Here is a 23,727-nt window from a genome sequence, read left to right on the forward strand (position 1 = left end):
GATCAGTCCAGCAGCGAGAGGGTATGGGGTTCGTCTTTTACGACTTCCACCGCGAGTGTACCGTCGTGCAGGCGGGCAGTCAGGCGCTGGCCCGGGCGGGTGTCGCCAGCACTGCGCACCGCCTTGCCCTGCTGATCCAGCAGGATGCTATAGCCGCGCCCCAGGGTGGCCAGCGGGCTGACCAGATGCAGCGCCTGCACCTGTTGCTGCAGGCGGGTCTGCTGTTGCTTCAATTGCTGTTGCATGGCGCGCGGCAGGCGCTGGTCGAGCTGTTGCCACTGTTCATGCAGGCGCTGCAGGCGACGGCCCGGATGCTGGGTATTCAGCCGTGTCTGCAGGTGCTGCAGGCGATCGCTGCGCTGGCGCAGTCGATTGTCGAGCGCACGGCGCAGGCGCATTTCCAGTTCGTCCAGTCGCTGAGCCTGCTGGGCCAGGCGTTCGCCGGGATGGCGCAGGCGCCGGCGCAGGCCATCGAGTTGCAGGCGTGCGCGGCTCAGGCGCTCGCTCAGGCGCTGCTGCAGGCGGCGCTGCAGTTGCTCGACCTGACGCAGCAGAGCCAGCCGATCCGGGCTCAGCAGTTCTGCCGCGGCCGACGGAGTCGGGGCGCGCACATCGGCCACAAAGTCGCTGATGGAGAAGTCGGTTTCGTGGCCGACTGCACTGATGGTCGGCGTTTGGCAGGCGGCGAGGGCGCGCGCGACACATTCCTCGTTGAACGGCCAGAGATCCTCCAGCGAGCCGCCGCCGCGGCTGAGGATAATGGCGTCGAAGCCGGCACGGTCAGCCCGCTCCAGCGCCTTGACCAGCTGCGGTGCCGCCTCACGGCCCTGCACCGCAGCGGGCACAATCACCAGCTCGATGAACGGTGCCCGGCGGCCGAAGACGCTGATGATGTCGCGTACTGCGGCGCCGCTCGGTGAGGTAATGACCCCGATCCGGGTCGGATGGGCGGGCAGGGGGCGTTTGTGCTCGCTGTCGAACAGGCCCTCGGCCTGCAGCTTGGCCTTGAGTGCGTCGAAAGCCTGGCGCAGCGCGCCGTCACCGGCCGCCTCGACACTGTCGACGATCAACTGATAGTCACCGCGACCCTCATACAGGCTGACCCGGCCACGGGCACGAATCTGCTGGCCGTCGCGCATCGCCAATCGCACCCGAGCAGCATTCTGGCGGAACAGGGCACAGCGAATCTGCGCCCGGTCGTCCTTCAAAGTGAAGTACATGTGGCCGGAGCTGGGGCGCGACAGGTTGGACAGCTCGCCCTCGACCCAGATACGCGGGAAGACGTCTTCCAGCAGCTGTCTGGCGCGGGCGTTGAGTTGGCTGACGCTGAGCACATCCGGCTCGGCGGTCAGCTTCTGAAACAGGGCGTCGTCGTTCATGGGCGCATTCTAGCAGGCTGGCGATAAATTCAGGTGCATTCAATGCCGCGTTGACGGCAGCCCGGGCAGCGTCCCGCAGCCGGTATCTGTGGTGATTTAGCATGCCGAATCCAATTGAGTGTGACCGGGGTGATAGGTATAATGGTGCGCTTCCATTTTTCCCGCTCGGGAGCCTGCTATGCTGCGTATTCGCCAAGAAGCACTTACCTTTGATGACGTTCTCCTGGTGCCCGGATACTCCGAGGTCCTGCCCAAGGACGTGAGTCTCAAGACCCGTCTGACCCGTCGTATCGAACTGAACATCCCGCTGCTGTCTGCTGCGATGGATACCGTCACCGAAGCCCGTCTGGCAATTGCCATGGCGCAGGAAGGTGGCATGGGCATCATCCACAAGAACATGACCGTCGAGCAGCAGGCCGCCGAAGTCCGCAAGGTCAAGAAATTCGAATCCGGTGTGGTCCGTGACCCGATCACCATCGACGCCAGCGCTACCGTTGCCGAATTGATCGAACTGACTCACCAGAACAACATCTCCGGTGTGCCGGTGCTGTCCAACGGTGATCTGGTCGGTATCGTCACTGCTCGCGACATTCGCTTTGAAACCCGCATGAATGCGCTGGTCAGCGACGTAATGACACCCAAGGACAAACTGGTCACCGTCAAGGAAGGTGTCGCCGCTTCCGAAGTGCGTCAGCTGCTGCACATTCATCGCATCGAGAAAGTGCTGATCGTTGACGACGCCTTCCGCCTGCAGGGCATGATGACCGTCAAGGACATCGAAAAGGCCCGTGCCTACCCGAACGCTGCCAAGGACGATCAGGGTCGCCTGCTGGTTGGCGCCGCTGTTGGTACCGGCCCGGAAACGCCGGCTCGCGTTGAAGCGCTGGCGGCTGCCGGTGTTGATGTGATCATCGTTGATACCGCACACGGCCACTCCAAGGGCGTGATCGACCGCGTCAGCTGGGTCAAGCAGAACTTCCCGGACATTCAGGTGATCGGCGGCAACATCGCCACTGGCGCTGCCGCCAAGGCGCTGGCTGAGGCCGGCGCAGATGCCGTCAAGGTGGGCATTGGCCCGGGCTCCATCTGTACTACCCGTATCGTTGCCGGCGTTGGCGTACCGCAAATTTCTGCCATTGCCGACGTGGCTGCCGCACTGGAAGGCACCGGCGTGCCGCTGATCGCGGACGGCGGTATTCGTTTCTCCGGTGATCTGGCCAAGGCTATCGCTGCTGGCGCGTCCGTTGTGATGATGGGTTCCATGTTCGCCGGTACCGAAGAAGCGCCTGGCGAAGTCGAGCTGTTCCAGGGCCGTTCCTACAAGGCCTACCGCGGCATGGGCTCGCTGGGTGCGATGGCCAACGCTGGCGGTGGCTCCGCAGACCGTTACTTCCAGGATTCCGCCGCCGGCGCCGAGAAGCTGGTGCCTGAAGGCATTGAAGGCCGCGTCCCCTACAAGGGCGCGCTGTCTGCCATCATCCATCAACTGATGGGCGGCCTGCGTGCTTCCATGGGATATACCGGCTCCAGCTCCATCGAACAGATGCGCACCCAGCCCGAGTTTGTTCGCATCACCGGCGCAGGCATGAGTGAGTCGCACGTACATGACGTGCAGATCACCAAGGAAGCGCCGAACTATCGGGTAGGTTGAGCGCAGCTCAACCCGCCAGCGGCAAGCTGAAAGCCTCAAGCTGCAAGCAGTACGGCGTGTACTTGTAGCTTGCGGCTTGGCGCTTGTAGCTTACTTTTTCTGAGGAAATTCCATGTCCCTGCATGATATTCACGCTCACCGCATCCTGATTCTGGACTTCGGTTCCCAGTACACCCAACTCATTGCCCGTCGGGTGCGCGAGATCGGTGTTTACTGCGAGATCCATCCCTGGGACATGAGCGCCGAGGACATCAACGCCTTTGCGCCGCGTGGCATCATCCTGGCCGGTGGCCCGGAGTCGGTGCACGCAGCTGACAGCCCGCGCGCCCCGCAGGCGGTATTTGATCTGAACGTACCGCTGTTCGGCATCTGCTACGGCATGCAGACCATGTCAGAGCAATTGGGTGGCAAGGTTGAAGGTTCCGACGTTCGCGAGTTTGGCTATGCCCGTGTCGATGTGGTCGGCAAGGGCCGTCTGCTGGACGGCATCGAAGATCACGTGGACGCCGACGGCGTGCTTGGTCTGGATGTGTGGATGAGTCACGGCGACAAGGTCACCTCGATTCCGGAAGGCTTCCACGTGCTGGCCAGCACGCCAAGCTGCCCGATCGCGGCGATGGCTGACGACGAGCGCGGCTACTACGGCGTGCAGTTCCACCCGGAAGTGACGCACACCAAGCAGGGCGGTCGCATTCTGTCGCGCTTCGTACTCGACATCTGCGGCTGTGAAGCGCTGTGGACACCGGCCAACATCGTTGAAGACGCCATCGCCACCGTGCGTGCGCAGGTTGGCGACTCCAAGGTGCTGCTGGGCCTGTCCGGCGGTGTGGACTCCTCGGTAGTTGCCGCGCTGCTGCACAAGGCCATCGGCGACCAGCTGACCTGTGTCTTCGTCGACAACGGTCTGCTGCGTCACCAGGAAGGCGATCAGGTCATGGCCATGTTCGCCGAGAACATGGGCGTCAAGGTCATCCGTGTTGATGCCGAAGATCTGTTCCTCGGCCGTCTGGCCGGTGTCGCCGATCCGGAAGAGAAGCGCAAGATTATCGGCCGCACCTTCATCGAAGTGTTCGATACCGAAGCGACCAAGCTGCAGGACGTGAAGTTCCTCGCCCAAGGCACCATCTATCCGGACGTGATCGAGTCGGCTGGCGCCAAGACTGGCAAGGCCCACGTGATCAAGTCGCACCACAACGTTGGCGGCTTGCCGGACGACATGGCCTTTGAACTGGTCGAGCCGCTGCGTGAACTGTTCAAGGACGAGGTGCGCAAGATTGGTCTGGAGCTGGGCCTGCCCTACGACATGGTCTACCGTCACCCGTTCCCGGGGCCGGGCCTGGGCGTGCGTATCCTCGGTGAAGTGAAGAAGGAGTACGCCGACCTGCTGCGTCTGGCGGATCACATCTTCATCCAGGAACTGCACAACTTCGACTGGTACCACAAGACCAGCCAGGCCTTCGTGGTATTCCAGCCGGTCAAGTCGGTTGGTGTGGTCGGTGATGGCCGTCGCTACGCCTGGGTGGTTGCCCTGCGTGCAGTTGAAACCATCGACTTCATGACCGCGCGTTGGGCGCACCTGCCTTACGAGCTGCTGGAGAAGGTCTCCAACCGCATCATCAACGAAATCGAAGGCATCTCCCGCGTCACCTACGACGTCTCGAGCAAGCCGCCGGCGACGATTGAGTGGGAGTAAGTCGTTCTGTATAGGCCATTTTTTCTATTGAGAAAATGACCTGTATATGAGTTTGTAGAGCAAACCCCTGGTTGTTATTGCAGCCAGGGGTTTTCTTTTGGTCGCGCGTAACGTGATATCCAGCACGTTGAACGGGGCTTGCCTGCCGAGGCCGCTGTCAGTTCCACGTCTCAGCTCACGACTGCCTGCAGCCAGGCGGCCAGTACACCTGCGCCAACGGCGATGGTCATGGGAATCGCCACCCTGAGCCCCAGACCGCGGGTGCCGAATACCAGCGCCATCGCTGCCTTGATCAGGCTGTTACTGAGGGCTGCCAGCAGTATGGCGATGACCGCAGTATCCTGATCCAGTGACCCCAGAGACAGGCGGGCGATGGCCAGGGTGATCGCGTCCACATCCACAAGGCCGGACACCACCGACAATATCAGCACACCCTTGTCGCCCAGCCATTGCGTGAGCAGTTCAGCCAGCAGCAGGATACCGGCCAAGAGCGCGCCAAACATCAGTGCCGAACTGAGGTCCAGCGGGTTCTTGTTCAGTGTGGGTTGCTCTGTGGCAAGTGCGTCTCGATGCTGATACCAGAGCAGCAGAGCAGGGGCATAAATAAACAGTACGGTGATCAGTACAGGCCCCAGCAGCACGGGCAGCAGTGCCTGATTCAGCAGCGTGCAATACACCAGAATCCGCGGGAACATGGTGCCACAAGCAATGAGAATACCCGCAGCCAGTTGCGGGCTAAGCTCATCGGCCGAACGCGACGCCTTGGCATAGTGCAAGGTCAGCGCGGTGGAGGAGCTGAGTCCGGCAAACAGGCTGGTGAACAGAATGCCTTTGGCGGTCCCGACAACACGGACGGCAAAGTAGCCGATGAACGAGATCATGGCGATCAGCACCACCATAATCCAGATGTTGTAAGGGTTCAGCGCCTCGCCGGGCCCGAAGCCCCTGTTGGGCAGCAGTGGCATCATGACCACGGTAATCAGCAGCAGTTTCAGGCCGGCATCCAGCTCTTTTTCCTGCAGGCGGTTGAGCAGGCCGTGAATCTCCTCCCGATTATCGAGAATAATCGCGGTGATGACGGCGGCGGCCGCCGCGAGTGCGGGTGAAATGGCAATCGTCACCGCGCCGTAACTGAACGTCAGCAGCAGGCAAATCAGGTTGGTGATGCTGTAGGTGTTTTGCTGACGTGCCTGATGACTGAAAGCAACCAGCGTAATTGCTGTCAGTGACAGCATTGCTGCCGGCAGCACCCAGATGGTTATTTCGTCTGCCAGCAGGGCGCTGATGCCCCCAAACAGGCCGACTAGGGCAAAGGTCCGAACGCCGGCAATGCGCTCGCCTGCCTTTCTGTTCCGGGCCTGCCAGCCTCTTTGAATGCCAATCACGGCACCCAGCAGCAGGGCGATTCCCAAGTTCAAAGCCGGTTGGTTGCTGAGCAAAAAATCGTTCGCAAATCCGTTCATCTCACCCTGTCGCCATGGTCACCTGTTTAGCGACAGACTAATCCTTTCTGTTGTTGGCAACTACTGAGAAGCGGTTACTGGTGCCCACAGGCAGTGCAGGGACCCGGGTTGACTGGCGGTGATCGTAACGGGCGCTAAAAAGCGCTAATTCACGGTGGCTGCACGGTGGTTGCGCTGCAGCAAGCGCTCTGGGTATCGGCCCACAGTGGCCCGATACCCTTGCCGTTTACTGTCCGGAGGCTGTCAGGCGCAGTGCGTCATCATCAATGTCGAGCACGTAGCCGGCGTCACCCGGTGCACTCAACTGGCGTGATTCAGGCGGCTGACTCACATTGGCCGATTGGTAGTCTTCGCTCTGCACAAAGCCCTGCATATTGGCGGTTACCGAATCCGGGGTGACCAGTTGGTAGTTGCCCGCGTCAGCACCGGTCAGTGACGCATCCACCAGCACACGGTTCTCGCCCGGCGCGAGGCTGGCGAACAAACCGCTGAGCTGCAGCGCAACGTCGTCACCGCTGATGGTGCCGTTCAACACACCTTCGAGGGTTGCCGTCAGCGAGCCGTCAAACAGCTTGTCCAGGGCGCGGATGTCGGCGGTGATGGTTTTGCGGTCAATGTTGGCCGTGGTGATGCTATTGGTGGTGAGCACATAGTTGCCCGCATCACCGCCACCGAGTGAGCCGCTGACGGTGACCTGCTTGCCGGTGCCGACGTGCTTGTCTGCGAAGGCGCCGGTGGTGTTGAACTGCAGATCATCGTCGTTGATTACGCCGTCCAGGGTGCCGTGGGTGTTGGTGTAGGTGCTGCCATCGTAGGTCTTGCCGTCGGCGGTGATGCTGCCGGTGATAGCCTTGCGTTCGATGGTCAGGGTGCCGTTGACAAAGCTAAGCTCGTAATTGCCATCAGAGCCGCTGGCGATCAGGGTGTAGCTACCCGCATTGGTGCCTTTACCACCGCTGGTGGTGACGCCGGTGAGTACACTGGCATCCTCGCCGTTAACCAGCCCATCTACGGTAAAGCCATCAACACTCTGCTCGGTGCCGTTGTAGGTAGTGGTGCCGCTGTTGGCGGTGACGGTGGCCTGGGCTTTGTTGATGGTCAGGGTGCCGCCACCCGTGGTGATCAGGTCGTAGCCCTGCTGATTGGAGTACAGACCACTCATGTCGAGAGCGTAGGTGCCGGCGTTTTTGCCGCCGATGGGCTGACCGAAAATGCGATCAGCATCGTACGCACCAGCGGCGTTCCAACTGCCGCCCTGTTCCGTGCCGCTATAGGTGGTGGTGCTGTTTTCGCCGGTCACCTCAAGGGCGATCAAAAAACGGCGCAGCAGCGGGGCGGTATAACCTTCGTAGATACGCCAGACCCTGTCCGTGCCGCCCTGTGCATCAATATCCCAGCCAGCGAAGCTATCGGCTTGCCGCATTTGTGCGGTGGTGAGGCCTGTGGCGCCTGTGCTGCTGCCGAAACCCACCCCGTTGGCCTGGCCGCTGCTGTCGACATTCCAGTAGCTGTCGGTGACGCCGTTGCCAATCTGATAGCCAACGAAGCCGCCGACACTATCGCCGGGGACCCGTCCGCTGGCGTAGCTCTGGTTGATAACACCGAAATTCGCGCCCACCAGCCCGCCAACTGATACCTCAACGCCGCTGACATCGCCGGTGGCATAGCTTTGCGTAATGTCCCCATAGGAGGCGCCGACTAGCCCGCCCACACCCGCCTCGCCAGAGACGTCGGCTGTCGCATAGCTCTGTTCGATTGAGCCTTCGGATTGACCAGCCAAGCCACCCACTGCGATCTTGCCTGTGATGGTCCCCGCCACCGAGCTGTGAATGATCCGGCCCCCGGTGCCCCCCTGACTCTGATCGAAAAGTTCCCCCACAAGACCGCCGACATTTTCTCGCCCTGTGATCGAGGCATTGTGCAGGTGGGTATTGCGGATCTGACCACCGGTCATCACCGCAAACAGACCGACGTCATTTTTTTCAGGACGATTGATGGTGAGGCCATCGATGATATGACCCAGACCATCGAAATTGCCGGTATAAGGCGGGGCAATTGGATCAAACCCCGCTCCACCATTCCAACTGGCGGTAGCGGTGGCGTCGATATGATTGCCAAGCAGGTAGTTGGCCGTGACGTCGTCGCGCATGGCCTGTAGCTGCTCGACGTTCTGGATCACGGTGTAGAGCGCCGGGCGGTTGGTGGCGTCGAGGGTGCCGGTGGGCAGGTCGTTTTTGTTGAACACCCGGTTGCCGGCCAGCGCGCGGAGGTAGGGGGTGGTTTGATCGTTGGCATTGGCCCAGGTGCCGGCAAAGTCAAAACCGCTGAAGTTGGCGGCGTCAAACATCTGCGCGGTGGTGAGGCCGGTGGAGCCGGCGGCGCTGCCGTAGCCCATCGCACTGGCCTGGCCGCTGGTCTCGGTGTTCCAGTAGCTGTTGGTGATGGTGCCACTCTGCCGGCTGCCGATGAGTGCACCGGTGTATTGGGAGCCGCTGACTTGCCCAGTGGCATAACTCTGGTTGATCGTCCCCAAAGATTGGCCAACCAGTCCACCTACGTAACTTCCGCCAGTCACCTTGCCGGTTGCATAGCTGCGGTCGATGCTACCGATCCCCCCCAGGTAACCGACCAGACCGCCAACGTAATCTTGAGTACTCTCCACGCTGGAGCTGGAATAACTATCGGTGATCTGGCCGCGCATATTGCCCACCAGCCCACCAGTATCGTTGCCAGAGTCCACGGTGCCACTACTGAGGCTGTGTTCAATGGTGCCACTGAAGGCTCCAGCCAACCCGCCGCTGATGAAGCTTGTAGCGACAATATCGCCTTGTGCCGAGCTGTGGCTGATGCGACTGTTATTAGTCCCGCTACCAACTAGCCCGCCAACCGCGCTACGTCCGGTGATGGTGGTGTTAGTCAGCCCGATATTGCTGATCTGGCTAGCGGAGATCACTCCAAACAGGCCGACGTAATCGGTATTGGGGCGGTTGATGGTCAGGCCGTTGATGCTATGGCCCTGGCCATCAAAGCTGCCGGTGTAGCGGTTAGACCAGTCCCCAACAGGCACAAAGCCCGCACCGCCATTCCAGTTGGCGGTGCCGCTGGCGTCGATATTGTTGGTCAGCGCAACGTGGCTGCTTAACAGGCTGCGCGAGGCGATGCCTTGCAGGCCGTAGAGGTCGAAGATCTGGTAAGCGTTGCCGTCGCTGCCATCGCCGCCAGTGGCGCGCAGGAAGCTGGCATTGGCGGTGTTGAGGCGGAAGTCCCTGGCCGAGAAATCGGCAAGATTGCTGCCCAACTGGCTCCAGGCGCCGCCTTGCAGATTAAAGGTGCCGACGTTGACCGCGCCGCCTGCGCTGATATTGCCACCGGCGTTGAGGGTCAGGCCGCCGTTGGTCGCGGTGATGGCTTCATTGATCTGAATGTCGTTGTGGGCATCCAGCGAGAGGGTGGTGTTGGCGTTCCAGCTCACTGCCCCGTTGACGTACATATCTCCGGGCTCGGTGCCGTCGTCGACGGTGGCCAGGGTAACGTTGTTGTTTTCCAGATTGGCGCTCAGGGTCGCAGCGCCGATGCCGCTGGCGGTTTGGGGGTCGCTGCTGTCGCTGATGGTGAAATCAGTCGGGTCGATCAGCCATTCGCCAGTGGTGCCGTTGTTGGCTTTGGTGGTGACCTGGGTGCCGCCAGCGATTTTGACGTGGGCGCCGGAGGTGTCGATAAAACCGCCGTCGCCGCTGTTTGGCGCAGAGGCATCCAGTGTGCCGGCCACATTCACCGTGCCGCCGTTAAAGCCACCCTTGAGCACGATGGTGCCGCTCTGGTTGTCCAGGGTTTGTGCTTCGACGATGCCGGTGTTGTTGACCACGGTTTGCAGCAGGGCGTTGGTGGCGTTGGCGGTCATGATGACCTGGCCGCCGTTGGCGCGAACCAACTGGTGGTTTTCCACCAGTGCATTCAGGGTGCCTTCATCCACGGTCACGTTGAGCAGGCCGTCACCGGCAAAGTCCAGGGTGATCTGGTCACCTGCGGCCAGCGCCACCGTGCCCTGATTCGCTTGAATAACACCGTGGTTACTGACCTGCCCGCCGAGCAGGGCGACTGCGCCCTGGTCGGCATTTAGGGTGCCGCGGTTGATGACCGCGGCGTTGTTGCCGTCGCCGCTGAACTGGTAATTGCCGTTGTTGAAGTCTTCATCACTGAGACTCAAGGTCGAGGCCACCAGCGCACCGACGTTGACCGCTGCCCCCTGCCCAAACAACACGCCGTTGGGGTTGATCAGAAAGACCTTGCCGTTGGCGTTGAGGTTGCCGTAGATCGCCGAGGCGTCTTCACCAATCACCCGGTTCAACGCCACCGAGTTGCTGCCCGGCTGGTAGAAGTTGACCGTATGGCCCGCACCAATGTCGAAGCTGTCCCAGTTGGTGATCAGCCTGTCGCTGTTCTGCTGCACGTTCAGGCTGTTGCCATCCTGGCTGATGCTGCCGGAACCGCCGACGATATTGCCGCCGGTGGGCAGGTCAGCAGCATGCAGGTTGGCTGCACTCAGGCTGATGGCGATGGCCAGGGCGGTGGGGGCGAACGTGTGCTGTGTGCGGGTCATGGGTCTGTCCTTTTCTGGTGGCGGGTACTACCCCGTGTTTACGGTGTTGGCAGGCAGTGGACCTAGAACATCCACTGCACCTGACCCCAGAGGTAAACGTCTTCCGGTTCGTCGCTGACGGCTTGCTCACCATCCAGCGAAGTGGCTGCGGTGGCGCTGACCTGCCACTGGTGATGCGGTCGCCAGTAGGCGGCAACCCCGGCACCGGTGAGGTTGCGATGGCGGTCGCCGATAGGCAGCGGGTCCTTGTTGTAGGTGATTTCGCCGGCTTCCAGGAAGGCGCCCAGCTGCCATTGGCCGTTCAGGGCGTAGCGCAGTTCGGTACTGGCCAGCCAGCCCTCATCACCGGAGGCTTCGCCCTGCGGGAAGGCGCGAATGCCGTAGGCACCGCCCAGACTCATCTTCTCGACGGAATCCAGATTGCCGTCGGCCAGTTGGCCACGCAGGTTCAGGTTCAGGGTGAAGCGCGGGCTGAGACGCTGCTGGCGCAGCAGTGCCAGGTTGACTTTGTGGTAGCGGCCTTCGGTGCCGTAAAAGTCGGATGCGACGGCGTAGGGGCTGTCCAGCGACAGCTCGCCGTGGGTCCAGCTCAGGCGGTAGCTGTTGGCGCTGCCGCCCAGCAGGTCGTCACGCCAGTAGCCGTTGACCAGATCGAGGGTGACGCTGCGCAGGGTTTTCTCGCTGGCGACACCAAGCTGCTCGTCTTCCAGGTCGCGGTAGCGCCATTCGATGCGGCTGGATACGCCCCAGCTGCGTTGCTGCCACCAGTCCTGGCTGGCAAACAGGCTGCCGGTGGCGGCTTCGCCCTTGGCGTTGAGGCTGTCGAAGTCCTTGCCCAGTTCGTATTCCAGCCAGGACAGGCCAAACCCGACGCGGGTGTTCCACGGGCCCACTGGCAGTTCGTATTGGGTGCTCAGGTATTTTTGGTCGCCGTCGGAGACCAGCGCCTGCAGTTGCAGGCTGTCACCCAGCCCGAAGGGATTGGCTATGGCAAGGCCGCCGGTCAGGCGGTATTCGCCGTTGTAGGTGTTGCCATAGTTGTCGAGCGACAGTTGCCCGCTCAGCGCTGGCAAGTCGTTTACGTCGATATCCAATGCGCTGGTACCGACCTGTTCACCGCGAGACAGCCGCGAGTTGACCTGGCTGGCGGGCAGCGCATCGAGGCTCATCAGCGCATTTTCCAGTGCGCCGGCGCGTACGCCATCGCCGGCGCTCAGGCCGCGAGTGGCGTTTTGCAGCAGGCGGTCAGGCAGCGCGCTTTGGTTGTTGAGCCGAACCTGGTCGTATTTGCCTTCGACGATTTGAATGGTCAGGTAGCCGTCATCAATTTCCTGGGGGGGCAGGATGGCGCGGGCGAGTAGCCAGTCGTGCTGGCGATACCAGGTGGTAATCCGGTCAGCGGCCTGTTGCAGCTGCCCAAGGGTGAGGGCTTGGCCGGACAGGTCGAGCAACAGGGCGGCCAGTTGGTCATCACTGAAGGCGGTGTTGCCCGTGAAGCGAAAGCCGAGGATGTTGACGGTCTGCCCGCCGGCAGTCTGTTCGGTGGCCGATGGCGGGGTCAGGGTGGGTGTGTCGGCCGGTGGTTCGGGCGGCAGATCCAGCGGTCTGGTTTCGAGGTCGCGCAGGGCGCCACCGGCGGTTTCTGCAGCTTGCAGCGGTGCTGCTGCAAGGCATGAAATCAGGCCAAGGGCCTGCAGACTGGATACGGTGGCCAGTTTTTTCACGGAGTCTCCCATCCCTAGTTACGCTGTGCGTTATTGGAAAGGGTGGGAGGGTAGCAACGGGCTATTGAAGCGGCTTCCACTCAGCGCCACAACAGCCGCTGAAAGCCGTCTTAAAAGGGCGCCTCGGCCGCTTGTCCGGTGCTGGCGAGCTCACGCACTTCGCCAGGTGTCAAACCAAAGCGCCGCCTGAAGGCACGATAGAACCAGGACGGGTTATTGAAGCCGGCTTCATAGACGATGTCGGCCACCTTTTTATGCGCGTGCGCAGCGCTGCTCAGGCACTGGAACACCCGCTCCAGGCGCAGCCCCAGGACATAGTCGGTAAAACTCTGGCCTTCCTGTTCGAACATGGCGCGAATGTAGCCGGGCGAGACGCCGTGCCGTTTGGCCAGCCAGCCCAGGGAGGTCTCGCCGTGCCAGGCACTGATGCGCAGGTCAGCCTTGACTGCCCGCAGTCTGGCCTGCTTGAGGCCGCGATGCCGGGCGGTGATCTCAATATCGCGCGGGGCTCCAACCGAGAGCGCGGCCAGATCCAGCAGCCGGTTGGTGTCGGCGAGGATATCGGTGCCTTTCAGGTCGGGTTCTTTTACCAGGTCGATGGCACAGTGGGCCAGATGGGCGAATGTCTCCCGGGATAAATGGGGTGTTTTGCTCGCCCGTTCGAGGTCACCGACCAGCGGGCCAAGCAGGGCCCGAGAGAAGCAGATATTGAGCATGTAGGTGCGATTGCCGTGAAACTCGATGGTGCCGGGGCGGTCGTTGAAACTGAAGCAGCCGGCGCCCGGGCCGCACTCTATCTCGCCAACGCCGGCCAGTTCTGAGCGCCAGGGCGCATTGCCGGTGGGGTTGAGCAACAGGGCAAAGTCGTCGTTGCCGTCCTGCAGCTGCCTGGAGCGGCGGTTCACAATGATTGGCGAGCACTGGATCAGCGCTATGGATACACCGGGCAGCAGGCGAATGCGAGTTTCGATATCAGGGGCCCTACCCCTTGGGAGCGAAACGTCGATGTTGGCCATCGCCGCATAGATGTCCAGCGATGCTTCCAGCCGCTCTGCTTCGGGGTAGCTTGAGGTGGAGAATGTAATGTAGGACATGCAGCGTTGTGAACTCTTCCTGAGACGCCCGAACGAGCCTTCCGCAATTTGACTTCGCTGTCAAATCGGCTGACATGTCAGCCAGACAAATGTAACTTTGTATCGTTTGCAATACTAAATGCTAATCACTATCATTAGTGAGTTGTGCGTTCTGCCTCGGGATGCACGCTTTCGGAACGTGCCCGGGTGATATCGACCGACCGGGCTCTGACAATGGTGATTGGCATGACACGATGTCTATTCTGGTGGGCGCATGACTAGTGCGTTCGGCCTCCCACTGGTTTCGCGGATTCTCGCGGCGACCTTCGGTGTTTACGCATTTATATGGGGTGTTGTCGCCCTGGGCATAGTGAGCCTGAGCGCTATCGGTGTTGAGTTCCACAGTGCCGAGCAAAGCATGCTGATGTTTGGGCTGCTGCTCTACGTTGCGTTGTTTATCTGGGTGTTCGCCGTTAAAAGTCTGCTGCGGATCTGGCTGGTGCTCGGGCTCGGTGCAGCGCTGATGCTGTCGGCGGCCTGGCTGCTGCAGCCTTTGCTGCTATGCCAGGAGGCCGCATGCTGAACAACTTTCGTCTCTCCATGGCCTGGGTGCACACCTGGTTCGGGCTGGTGCTCGGTTTTGTGCTGATGGTGGCGTTCTTCTTTGGTTCGCTGTCGGTGTTTGACCGCGAGATTGATCGCTGGGCGGTGCCCGCGACCCGCTTCGAGCCACAGCCGATGCCGTCCTACGATAACCTGCTGGCCGATGTGTATACCCGCCTCAAACCGGATCCGGTCGATATGGCCGCAACGGCGAAGCGGGTCATTGGCGAGTTACCGGCGGCTGACACCATGCCGCTGGTTTCCCTGTTTGCCTATACCACGCACCGCGATCCGGTGCTGCTGATCGGCGGCGAGTTCGGGATTCCCAATCAGCCGAAGGACCCGGCCGATGACCATCTGCATGTGCATGGCCGGGCGACGGTGGATCCGCGTACTGGAGAGTTTCTGCCGGATGACGCGCTGAAGATCGGCAGCGACTGGTTTTACCCGCTGCACTACAGCCTGCATCTGAACTGGATGTACCTCGGTACCTACGTGGTCGGGCTGGCGGGGCTGGTGATGCTGGTTGCGCTGATTACCGGGGTGATCATGCATCGCAAGGTGTTTCGCGAGTTCTTCACATTCCGGCCAAACAAGCGCATCCAGCGCAGCGCGCTGGATCTGCATAACATGACGGGTGTGGTTGCACTGCCATTTCACTTCTTCTTTGCCTTTACCGGGGTGCTGATTTTTGCCGGCTTTTATTACTTCCCGGCGTCGCAGACGCTGCTCAAGCCGCTGCACGATCAGCATGAGGTGCTGGAGGCCGCGCACACCGGGCTGCCCCATGACGAGGCGGGTATTCCTGCGCCGCTGGCGTCGGTCGATGCCATGGTGGCCGAGGCCAGGCGCATCTGGGCTGAGCGCGATATGGCCGGTGAGGTCGGTTTCCTGACCATCGAACATCTTGGCGATGCCAACGGCTACGTCAGTATCTACCGTGCGGGAAGTGATCGGGTTGCGCTGGTTGGCGAGGGTATTCACTTCCGTGCCAGCACTGGCGAGCTGCTGCGCGAAGATCCGCCGAGCCCGCCGGTGGAAGCGGTCGCGCGGTTTCTGACGGGGCTGCATTTGCAGCACTTTGAGCACTGGGCGCTGCGCTGGCTGTATGTGCTGGGCGGCCTGTTGGGCTGCGTGTGCATTGCCACCGGTTTTGTCTTCTTCGTGGAAAAGCGCAAACAGGATCATGCCCGCCGCGGGCTTCAGGGTTGCAGAGTGGTTGATGCGCTGGCGGTTGCCAGCGTGACCGGGATGGTGCTGGCAGCCGTCGCCATGCTGGTGGCCAACCGTATCCTGCCGGAGGCTGTGGTCGGCAAGGGTGAGTGGGAAAAGGCCGTGTTCTGGTGCGCTTGGGGGCTGTCATTGCTGCACGCGTTGTGGCGCAGCGCGCCCGTGGCCAAGGCGTTGCGTAATCCGGCCTGGGCTGAGCAGTGCTGGCTGCTGGCGCTGCTGATGGTGACGGCTGTGCTGTTGAACTGGGTAAGCACCGGTGATCACCTGTTCAAGACCGTGGTTACGGATCCCTATTGGCCGGTTGCCGGGGTGGACCTCAGCCTGTTGGCGTCGGCGGCCGTGGCGGTGTTTGCGGCCCGCAAGCTGGCTCAGCCGCGAACGGTTCAGGCCTCTGCACAGAGTCGGGAGGTGGTCTATGACTGACTCTGTCTGGTTGCTGCTGGCGGCCGTTGCCATGCTGCTGGCTACCGGCTGGCTTGCCCTGTCTCTGCCGCCTCACTGGCGCCAGGTATTCGGTACCGACGCGCCGCCATCGGCCTTGCGCCTGCGTGCAGCAGGCTGGAGTGCGCTGCTGGCAGCGGCGGTCTGCTGCTTTGCGGCAGATCATCCGTCGATGGCAGTGCTGGTCTGGTTTACCCTGTTCTCTGCAGCCGCGATGATCACCAGTATGGTGTTGAGTTACCGTCCGGCCTTGTTGCGCCCGCTCTGCCCGTCGCTGCTGCGCCTGCCTTGATCTCACCGCAGGTCGACGGTGCGTTTGCTTGCCTGGGGTCAGAAGTTGGTAAAAGTATGTAAATTCGCTACTTCCGAAGGCTGATCTTTCCTAAAGTCTGGCATTCGAGGCGGCGCCTCGCGCCGCTGCTGTTCAGAATACGGATTACATGCCATGTCTCTCCCTCAGTCTTCTCCCCGGTCCCTTCGCAACTGGCTGCTGCTGGCTGCGGCTGTTGCTGGCGCGGGCACCTTCGCCTGGTTTCAGTTCGGCAGTCAAACTGCGCCCGTCCAGCCGGACGCCCTGCGGCGCATGGGCTGGGATGCGCCTGCTGTGGTTCGGGTCGAGCCGGCGGCGCTGGGGCAACTGGACGTGCAGATCAAGTCGATAGGCACGGTCACCCCGCTCAACACGGTTACCGTTCAGAGCCGGGTCAGTGGCGTGCTGGAAAAGGTGGTGTTCGAGGAGGGCGCAAGGGTAGAGCAGGGCGCGTTGCTGGCCGAGATTGATCCTTTGCCCTATCGTGCCCAGCTTGAGCAGGCCGAGGGTCAATTACAGCAGAATCGCGCCAAGCTGGAGAACGCCCGGGCCGATCTGAAACTCTACGAGCAGCTCTGGGAGCAGGATTCCATCGCACGCCAGCAGCTCAGTGACCAGCGGGCGCTGGTGCAGGAGTTGCTCGGTACGGTGCGTGCCAATCAGGCCCAGGTGGACGACGCCAGGTTGCAGCTGTCCTGGACGCGGATCACCGCGCCGCTGTCCGGTCGCCTCGGTCTGCGCAAGGTCGACCAGGGCAACCTGGTGACCGGTAGCGAAGCGGAGGGGCTGGTCAGCATTACCCAGACCCAGCCGATCGCGGTCAATTTTACCGTGCCGGAGGTTGACGTGCCGGCCCTTCGCGACGCGCGCCGGGGCGATGCACCACTGAAGGTCGAGGTGCTGGATCGAGGCGAGCAGCGGGTGCTGGCCACCGGCGAGCTGACCACCCTCGACAACCAGATTGATACCAGCACGGGCACGCTGCGGGTGCGCGCGCAGTTTGCCAACGAAGATGAAGCACTGTTCCCCAACCAGTTCGTCAATGTGCACCTGCGGCTGAAGACGCTGGAGTCGGTAGTGACTATTCCTGGTGATGCGGTGCAGTTCGGTACCGAGCGCAATTACGTTTACGTTGTGCAGGACAACAAGGCCTATGTGCGCAATGTGGTGCTGGGCGCCGCCGCAGACGGCCGGGTAGCGGTCACCGAGGGGCTGGAGCCGGGCGAGCTGGTGGTACTCGAAGGGCTGGATCGGCTGCGTGACGGCAAGCAGGTCAATATTCCTGACGCCAGTGGCGCAGTAGCCGGTGCGGCACGCACGCCTGCTGCTGCGGATGCGGTACGGGCAGGGCAGGACCGCCCGGGCGCGGGTGAGCGCCGCGGCCCGCCGCCGGCAAACTGAGGCTGATTGATGAAAGGTCTCTCGACGCCCTTTATTCTGCGCCCGGTAGCCACGTCGCTGCTGTTGCTGGCGTTTCTGATCGCCGGCCTGGTTTCCTGGCGGCTGCTGCCGGTCGCTGCGCTGCCGCAGGTGGATTACCCGATCATTCAGGTGTTTACCTTTCAGCCGGGTGCCGGGCCCGAGGTGACAGCGCGCACCATTACTGCACCGCTGGAACGCTACCTCGGGCAGATTCCGGGCCTGAAGCAGATGTCCTCGACCAGCTCTGGCGGGGCGTCGGTCATTACCCTGCAGTTTGATCTCGGCGAGGATCTGGGCGTGGCCGAGCAGGAAGTGCAGGCGGCAATGAATACCGCCGACAGCCTGCTGCCGAATGACCTGCCAACGCCGCCGATCTACCGCAAGGTCAACCCGGCGGACGCGCCAATTCTGACCTTGGCGATTACCTCCGACAGCCTGCCGCTGCCGGAGGTGCATGATCTGGTCGACACCCGCATGGCGCAGAAACTGGCGCAGATTTCCGGTGTTGGCCTGGTCAGTCTGGCCGGTGGTCAGCGGCCGGCGGTGCGGGTGCTGGTCAACCCGATGGCGCTGGCGTCCTACGGGCTCAGTCTCGATCAGGTGCGCCAGAGCATTGCCGTCACCAACGTCAACCAGCCCAAGGGCAGTTTCGACGGCCCGACGCGCAGCACCATGCTCGATGCCAACGATCAGATTCGCTCGGTCGAGGATTACCGCAAGCTGATCCTCACCTGGCAGGACGGTGCACCGCTGCGGCTCGGTGACGTCGCAACCATCATCGACGGTGCCGAAGACCGCTTTCTCGCCGCCTGGGCCAACGGCCAGCCGGCGGTACTGCTGAATGTCCAGCGTCAGCCGGGTGCCAACGTCATCGAGGTCACTGACCGGGTGCGTGAGTTGCTGCCACAGCTGGCCGGCACCTTGCCTTCGGCGGTGGATGTCACCGTGTTGACCGACCGTACCCACAGCATTCGCGCCTCGGTACGTGACACCCAGAAGGAACTGCTGTTTGCGGTTGCGCTGGTGGTATTGGTCACGTTCGTCTTCCTGCGCAGCATTCCGGCGACCATCATCCCTAGCATCGTGGTACCGCTGTCGCTGGTCGGCACCTTTGCCTTCATGTATCTGATGGACTTCTCGGTCAACAACCTGACCCTGATGGCGCTGACCATTGCCACCGGCTTTGTGGTGGATGACGCCATTGTCATGCTGGAGAACGTGGCGCGGCACCGGGAGATGGGCGAAACGCCAATGCAGGCGGCGCTCAAGGGCGCGGGCGAGATCGGTTTTACCCTGATGTCGCTGACCTTCTCGCTGGTCGCGGTGCTGATTCCGCTGCTGTTCATGCCGGATGTGGTGGGGCGGCTGTTCCACGAGTTTGCCATCACCCTGGCGGTGGCCATCGTCATCTCGCTGGTGGTGTCGCTGACGCTGACGCCGATGATGTGCGCGCGCATGCTCAGCACGCCGCCGCAGGAGAAGTCCGACGGTTTGCTGCATGGGGTGATTGAACGCTACGGCCGTGCTCTGGACTGGGTGCTGGAGCGCCAGACCCCGGCGCTGCTGGTGATGCTCGGCACCATCGCCTTGACCGGGTTGCTGTACCTTGCCGTCGACAAGGACTTCTTTCCGGTGCAGGACAGCAACGTCATCCAGGTGGTGACCGAAGGTCCGCAGGACATTTCCTTCACCGCCATGGCCGAGCGTCAGCAGCAGTTGGCTCAGGCCCTTCTGCAGGACCCGGGCATCGAGAGTCTGTCGTCATTTATCGGTGTGGACGGCGTCAACGTGACGGTCAACAGCGGGCGCATTCTGATCAACCTGCCGCCGCACGACCAGCGCGACGAGAGCCTGTTCGAGGTGATGGCGCGGCTGCGCGAGCGGGCGGCGAGCGTCGACGGTATCAGCGCCTGGTTCCAGCCGGTGCAGGAGCTGACTATCGAAGACCGGGTCAGCCGCACCCAGTACCAGTTCAGCCTGACCAGCCTTGACAGCGATGCGCTGCATGAGTGGGTGCCGCAGATGGTTGCCGCACTCAACGCCCGTCCGGAGCTGAGCGAGGTGGCGGCGGATTTGCAGCAGCGCGGTATGCAGGCTTACGTCGACATTGACCGCGACGCGGCAGCGCGGTTCGGCCTCGATGTGACGGATATAGCCAATACGCTCTACAACGCCTTCGGCCAGCGCCAGATCGCGACGCTTTTTACCCAGTCAAATCAGTACCGGGTGATCATGGAGGTCGACCCGCAATTTGCCGGTGACCCGGAGAGCCTGCAACGGCTGTTTATCACTACCGCAGACGGTAGCTCGGTGCCGCTGGCCAGTGTGGCGCGGGTACAACAGCGGGCGGCGCCGCTGCTGATCAACCATCAGGGCCAGTTTCCTGCGACCACGGTATCGTTCAACCTGGCCGATGGCGCGTCGCTGGGCGATGCGGTTGAGGCGATTGAGCAGGTGCAGCAGGCGCTGGGCCTGCCGGCGACCATCGAACTGCGCTTTCAGGGGGCGGCTGAGGCCTTTCGTGCGTCGCTCGGTAACACCCTGTGGTTGATTCTGGCCGCCGTGCTGACCATGTATATCGTGCTGGGCGTGCTCTACGAGAGCACCATTCACCCGGTCACCATCCTCTCTACCTTGCCGTCCGCCACGGTGGGCGCGCTGCTGGCGCTGCTGCTCACCGACCGGGCGCTGGACATGATCTCGGTGGTCGGCATCGTGCTGCTGATCGGTCTGGTCAAGAAGAACGGCATCATGATGGTCGACTTTGCCCTGGAGGCGCAGCGCAATCAGGGCATGAGCCCGCGTGAGGCGATCCATCGGGCAGCGATGTTGCGTTTCAGGCCGATCTTGATGACCACGCTGGCGGCCTTGTTTGGCGCACTGCCGCTGATGCTGGCCAGCGGCTCCGGCGCCGAACTGCGCCAGCCGCTGGGGGTGGTGATGGTGGGCGGTCTGCTGGTCAGTCAGGTGCTGACCCTGTTCACCACGCCGGTGGTCTATCTGTTCTTCGACCGTCTGGCCGGCAAGCCGGCGGCGCAACCGGCTGAGGCGCTGGAGTGAGCGGCGGATTTCTGCATCGCCCGATCGGGCTGACGCTGGCTGCCGTGGCGCTGGTGCTGTCCGGCCTGCTGTGCTGGCGCCTGCTGCCGGTCGCGCCGCTGCCACAGCTGGATGTACCGATGATCGTGGTCACCGCCAGTTTACCCGGGGCCAGCCCGGAGAGCATGGCAACCACAGTGGCAACGCCGCTGGAGCGGGCGTTGGGTGCCATCTCGGGGGTAACCGGCATCTCTTCCAACAGCAGTCAGGGTTCGGCGCAGATTGCGCTGACCTTCGAGCTGGGGCGCGACCTGAATGAAGCCGCCCGGGAGGTGCAGGCGGCCATCAACACGGTGCGCGGCGACTTGCCGGCAGGCATGCCCGGCAACCCGCAGTATCGCAAGATCGACCCGTCCCAGGCGCCGATCATGGGGCTGGCGTTGAGCTCGCCCAACCTGTCGCCAAGTGAGCTGTACGACATCGGCTCGACCATTCTGGCGCAGAAGCTGGCGCAGATCTCCGGCGTGGGCGAGGTCAGTGTGGATGGCGCGTCTCTGCCGGCAGTGCGCGTGCAACTCGATGCCGGCGCGTTGCTGCATTACGGTATTGCCCTGGACGAGGTACGCAGCGCCATCGCCAACAGCAATGCGTTGCGCCCGCTCGGGGTGATCGAGCAGGGCGAGCAGCGCTGGCAGGTGCAGACCAGCGATTCGCTGCGCACCGCGGCGGCCTACCGCTTGCTGGTGGTCCGCCATCAGGACGGTGCGGTGGTGCGCCTCGGTGATGTCGCCAGGGTCACCGACTCGGTTGAGGACCGCTACAGCAGCGGCTTTCATAACGAGCGTCAGGCGGTGGTGCTGAGCATCAGCCGGCAGAGCGGTGCCAATATCGTCGAGACCATCGACAACATCTATGCTCGGCTGCCGCAACTGATCAACCTGTTGCCGGAAGACGCGCAGCTGTCGGTGGTGATGGATCGCTCACCGGTGATTCGCGCTACCCTGCGCGAGGCGCAGATTTCCCTGCTGCTGGCGACGCTGCTGGTGGTCGCCGTGGTTTGGCTGTTCCTCGGCAATTTGCGTGCGGCGCTGATTCCGTCGACGGCGATTCCGGTCTCGCTGATCGGCAGCTTTGTGGTCATGTATTTCTTCGGCTTCTCGCTCAACAACCTGTCGCTGATGGCGCTGATCGTCGGTGCCGGCCTGGTGGTGGATGACGCCATTGTGGTGCTGGAGAACGTCCAGCGGCACATGGGCAACGGCCTGTCGCCGCTGGACGCCGCAGCGCGCAGTGCCCGAGAGCTGCGCTTTACCCTGATTGCCATGACGCTGGCACTGGCGGTGGTGTTTGCCTCGATCCTGTTGCTGGGCGGCCTGATCCGTCAGCTATTCGAGGAGTTTTCCATCACCCTGGTGGCGGCCATGCTGATCTCGCTGCTGGTATCGCTGACGCTGACGCCCAGCCTGTGCGCGCTGTGGCTGAAACCCACGCCGGCCGGGCACAAACAGGATGACAGGGACTCCCTGTTTGCCAGACTGCGCGGTGGCTACGACCGCTCGCTGCATTGGACGCTCAACCATAGACCGATCGCGCTGCTGGTGCTGCTGGCGGCGATCGGCAGCAGTGCCTGGCTGGCGGCAACCCTGCCGGAAGAAGCTCTGCCGCAGCAGGATTCGGGGCAGATTCGTGGCTTCCTGCGCGGCGATGACGGCATGTCGTTCCAGATCATGCAGCCGAAGATCGAGGCCTACCGGCAATACATTCTGGCCGATCCGGCGGTCGCCGACCTGACCGGCACCAGCGGCGGCAGCGGCGGTCTGACCAACGCCCAGCTGACCATTCGGCTCAAACCGCTGGCCGAACGCAAGGTCTCCGCCCAGGCGGTGGTCGATCGCCTGCGCGCCAACGCACCGGCGGTGCCGGGTGTAATGATGATGCTGATGGTGGATCAGGATCTGCAGTTCCGCCCGCCGTATCGGCGCAGTGAATACGAGGTACTGCTGCGTTCGGACTCGCTGGCGCAGCTCAAGGTGTGGTCGCGCAAGGTGGCCCAGGCGATGACGCAGAGCCCGCTGCTGGTGGATGTGGATTCGATGGACGGCGACGAGACCCGTCAGGTGGTGCTCGATATCGACCGCGAAGCTGCGCGGCGTGTCGGCGTCGATATGCAGACTATCGCCTCGACCCTGAACAACTCCTTCTCTCAACGTCAGGTTGCCACCCTGTACGACGAGCTGAACCAGTATCGGGTGGTGATGGAGTTGGACTCGCGCTACACCGAGCGCCCTGAAGTGCTGGCTCAGCTCGAGGTTATGGGCTCGGAGGGGCAGCGGGTGCCACTCTCCAGCTTCGCTACCTGGGGTTACGGCATGGCCGAAGACCGCGTGCGCCACGAAGGGCAGTTTGCCTCGATGGGCGTGGGGTATGCGCTGGCGCCGGGCGTCACCGAAGCGCAGGCCAAGGAGGCCATCGCGCAGATTCTCAACGAGGTGATGTTGCCGAGCGATGTGCATGAGGCACCGCCGTCGGCCAACGATTTTGGCGCTGCGGTTGAGCCGTGGATCTTTGTTGCCGTGCTGCTGGCGGTGTATCTGGTGCTCGGTGTGCTCTACGAGAGTACGCTGCATCCGCTGACCATTCTCTCGACCCTGCCGCCGGCCGGGCTGGGTGCGCTGCTGGCGCTCAAGTTCGGCGGCCAGAGTCTGAGTCTGATCGCCATGCTGGGGCTGTTCCTGCTGATCGGTATCGTGATGAAGAACGCCATCATGATGATCGACTTCGCGCTGGAGCTGCAGCGCCGCGAAGGGCTCAATCCGCAGCAGAGCATTCACCGCGCCGCGCTGCTGCGCCTGCGACCGATTTTGATGACAAACCTCGCCGGCATGCTCGGCGCGGTGCCGTTGATTATGGGCTTTGGCGAAGGTGCCGAGATGCGCCGCCCGCTGGGGATCACCATTTTTGGTGGCTTGGCGCTGAGCCAATTGCTGACGCTGTACACCACGCCGGCGGTCTATCTGTATCTGGAAAACCTGCGTCAGCGCGTGTTGTGCCGTGGTGCAACCGAACCTTCCTCACCCTCAACCTGATCGGGGCTGT

Annotated in this window: 13 protein-coding genes; 8 read left to right on the top strand and 5 right to left on the bottom strand. The window is 62.4% G+C overall.

The annotated features are described in order from the left end of the window. Positions 1 to 2: 2 nt before the first annotated feature. The gene (xseA, locus tag ACZ5WQ_RS17560; RefSeq protein WP_464382772.1) at positions 3 to 1,379 is read right to left on the bottom strand and encodes an exodeoxyribonuclease VII large subunit; all 1,377 of its coding nucleotides are present in this window, start codon (positions 1,377 to 1,379) and stop codon (positions 3 to 5) included. Between the two features lie 178 nt (positions 1,380 to 1,557). Here xseA and guaB point away from each other — a divergent pair, with 178 nt between their 5' ends. Then, positions 1,558 to 3,030, top strand: coding sequence for an IMP dehydrogenase (guaB, locus tag ACZ5WQ_RS17565; protein ID WP_088274742.1), 1,473 nt, complete (start codon positions 1,558 to 1,560; stop codon positions 3,028 to 3,030). A gap of 112 nt (positions 3,031 to 3,142) precedes the next feature. Continuing rightward, a complete protein-coding gene (gene guaA / locus ACZ5WQ_RS17570) occupies positions 3,143 to 4,723 on the top strand; it encodes a glutamine-hydrolyzing GMP synthase (RefSeq protein WP_269687988.1) in 1,581 nt (526 codons plus the stop codon). A 170-nt stretch (positions 4,724 to 4,893) separates the two neighbouring features. On the opposite strand, the gene ACZ5WQ_RS17575 is transcribed toward guaA, so the two are convergent. The 4 genes from ACZ5WQ_RS17575 to ACZ5WQ_RS17590 form a co-directional block, all read right to left on the bottom strand. After that, positions 4,894 to 6,186: an MgtC/SapB family protein gene (locus ACZ5WQ_RS17575; protein ID WP_464382773.1), complete on the bottom strand. Its 1,293-nt coding sequence runs from the start codon at positions 6,184 to 6,186 to the stop codon at positions 4,894 to 4,896. Between the two features lie 226 nt (positions 6,187 to 6,412). Further along, positions 6,413 to 10,786 (bottom strand): two-partner secretion domain-containing protein, encoded by a 4,374-nt coding sequence (locus tag ACZ5WQ_RS17580; RefSeq protein WP_464382774.1) that lies wholly within the window; start codon positions 10,784 to 10,786, stop codon positions 6,413 to 6,415. A 62-nt stretch (positions 10,787 to 10,848) separates the two neighbouring features. Next, the gene (locus ACZ5WQ_RS17585) at positions 10,849 to 12,510 is read right to left on the bottom strand and encodes a ShlB/FhaC/HecB family hemolysin secretion/activation protein (protein ID WP_464382775.1); all 1,662 of its coding nucleotides are present in this window, start codon (positions 12,508 to 12,510) and stop codon (positions 10,849 to 10,851) included. A 110-nt stretch (positions 12,511 to 12,620) separates the two neighbouring features. Further along, complete coding sequence (locus ACZ5WQ_RS17590) at positions 12,621 to 13,604, bottom strand: helix-turn-helix transcriptional regulator (RefSeq protein WP_464382776.1); 984 nt, start codon at positions 13,602 to 13,604, stop codon at positions 12,621 to 12,623. A 253-nt stretch (positions 13,605 to 13,857) separates the two neighbouring features. Here ACZ5WQ_RS17590 and ACZ5WQ_RS17595 point away from each other — a divergent pair, with 253 nt between their 5' ends. The 6 genes from ACZ5WQ_RS17595 to ACZ5WQ_RS17620 all read left to right on the top strand — a co-directional run bounded on the left by ACZ5WQ_RS17595 (position 13,858) and on the right by ACZ5WQ_RS17620 (position 23,717). Continuing rightward, positions 13,858 to 14,166: a hypothetical protein gene (locus ACZ5WQ_RS17595; protein ID WP_464382777.1), complete on the top strand. Its 309-nt coding sequence runs from the start codon at positions 13,858 to 13,860 to the stop codon at positions 14,164 to 14,166. Further along, positions 14,160 to 15,842 (top strand): PepSY-associated TM helix domain-containing protein, encoded by a 1,683-nt coding sequence (locus ACZ5WQ_RS17600; protein ID WP_464382778.1) that lies wholly within the window; start codon positions 14,160 to 14,162, stop codon positions 15,840 to 15,842. Before ACZ5WQ_RS17595 ends, ACZ5WQ_RS17600 begins: the two co-directional genes overlap by 7 nt. Continuing rightward, complete coding sequence (locus tag ACZ5WQ_RS17605) at positions 15,835 to 16,152, top strand: DUF3325 domain-containing protein (protein WP_464382779.1); 318 nt, start codon at positions 15,835 to 15,837, stop codon at positions 16,150 to 16,152. The genes ACZ5WQ_RS17600 and ACZ5WQ_RS17605 overlap by 8 nt, the downstream gene beginning before the upstream one ends. A 153-nt stretch (positions 16,153 to 16,305) precedes the next feature. After that, entirely contained in the window at positions 16,306 to 17,571 is a 1,266-nt protein-coding gene (locus ACZ5WQ_RS17610) for an efflux RND transporter periplasmic adaptor subunit (RefSeq protein ID WP_464382780.1), read from the top strand. A 9-nt stretch (positions 17,572 to 17,580) separates the two neighbouring features. Beyond that, entirely contained in the window at positions 17,581 to 20,652 is a 3,072-nt protein-coding gene (locus ACZ5WQ_RS17615; protein ID WP_464382781.1) for a multidrug efflux RND transporter permease subunit, read from the top strand. Then, positions 20,649 to 23,717, top strand: a complete 3,069-nt coding sequence (locus tag ACZ5WQ_RS17620) for an efflux RND transporter permease subunit (protein WP_464382782.1) — start codon at positions 20,649 to 20,651, stop codon at positions 23,715 to 23,717. Before ACZ5WQ_RS17615 ends, ACZ5WQ_RS17620 begins: the two co-directional genes overlap by 4 nt. Positions 23,718 to 23,727 lie beyond the last annotated feature (10 nt).

This window comes from Halopseudomonas sp. T1L2 (genome assembly GCF_055397385.1).

What these genes read in the sequence shown, in the direction of transcription:
- xseA (WP_464382772.1), bottom strand. Translation starts at nt 1,379, where the DNA reads ATGAACGACGACGCCCTGTTTCAGAAGCTGACCGCCGAGCCGGATGTG.
- guaB (WP_088274742.1), top strand. Translation starts at nt 1,558, where the DNA reads ATGCTGCGTATTCGCCAAGAAGCACTTACCTTTGATGACGTTCTCCTG.
- guaA (WP_269687988.1), top strand. Translation starts at nt 3,143, where the DNA reads ATGTCCCTGCATGATATTCACGCTCACCGCATCCTGATTCTGGACTTC.
- ACZ5WQ_RS17575 (WP_464382773.1), bottom strand. Translation starts at nt 6,186, where the DNA reads ATGAACGGATTTGCGAACGATTTTTTGCTCAGCAACCAACCGGCTTTG.
- ACZ5WQ_RS17580 (WP_464382774.1), bottom strand. Translation starts at nt 10,786, where the DNA reads ATGACCCGCACACAGCACACGTTCGCCCCCACCGCCCTGGCCATCGCC.
- ACZ5WQ_RS17590 (WP_464382776.1), bottom strand. Translation starts at nt 13,604, where the DNA reads ATGTCCTACATTACATTCTCCACCTCAAGCTACCCCGAAGCAGAGCGG.
- ACZ5WQ_RS17595 (WP_464382777.1), top strand. Translation starts at nt 13,858, where the DNA reads ATGACTAGTGCGTTCGGCCTCCCACTGGTTTCGCGGATTCTCGCGGCG.
- ACZ5WQ_RS17600 (WP_464382778.1), top strand. Translation starts at nt 14,160, where the DNA reads ATGCTGAACAACTTTCGTCTCTCCATGGCCTGGGTGCACACCTGGTTC.
- ACZ5WQ_RS17605 (WP_464382779.1), top strand. Translation starts at nt 15,835, where the DNA reads ATGACTGACTCTGTCTGGTTGCTGCTGGCGGCCGTTGCCATGCTGCTG.
- ACZ5WQ_RS17610 (WP_464382780.1), top strand. Translation starts at nt 16,306, where the DNA reads ATGTCTCTCCCTCAGTCTTCTCCCCGGTCCCTTCGCAACTGGCTGCTG.
- ACZ5WQ_RS17615 (WP_464382781.1), top strand. Translation starts at nt 17,581, where the DNA reads ATGAAAGGTCTCTCGACGCCCTTTATTCTGCGCCCGGTAGCCACGTCG.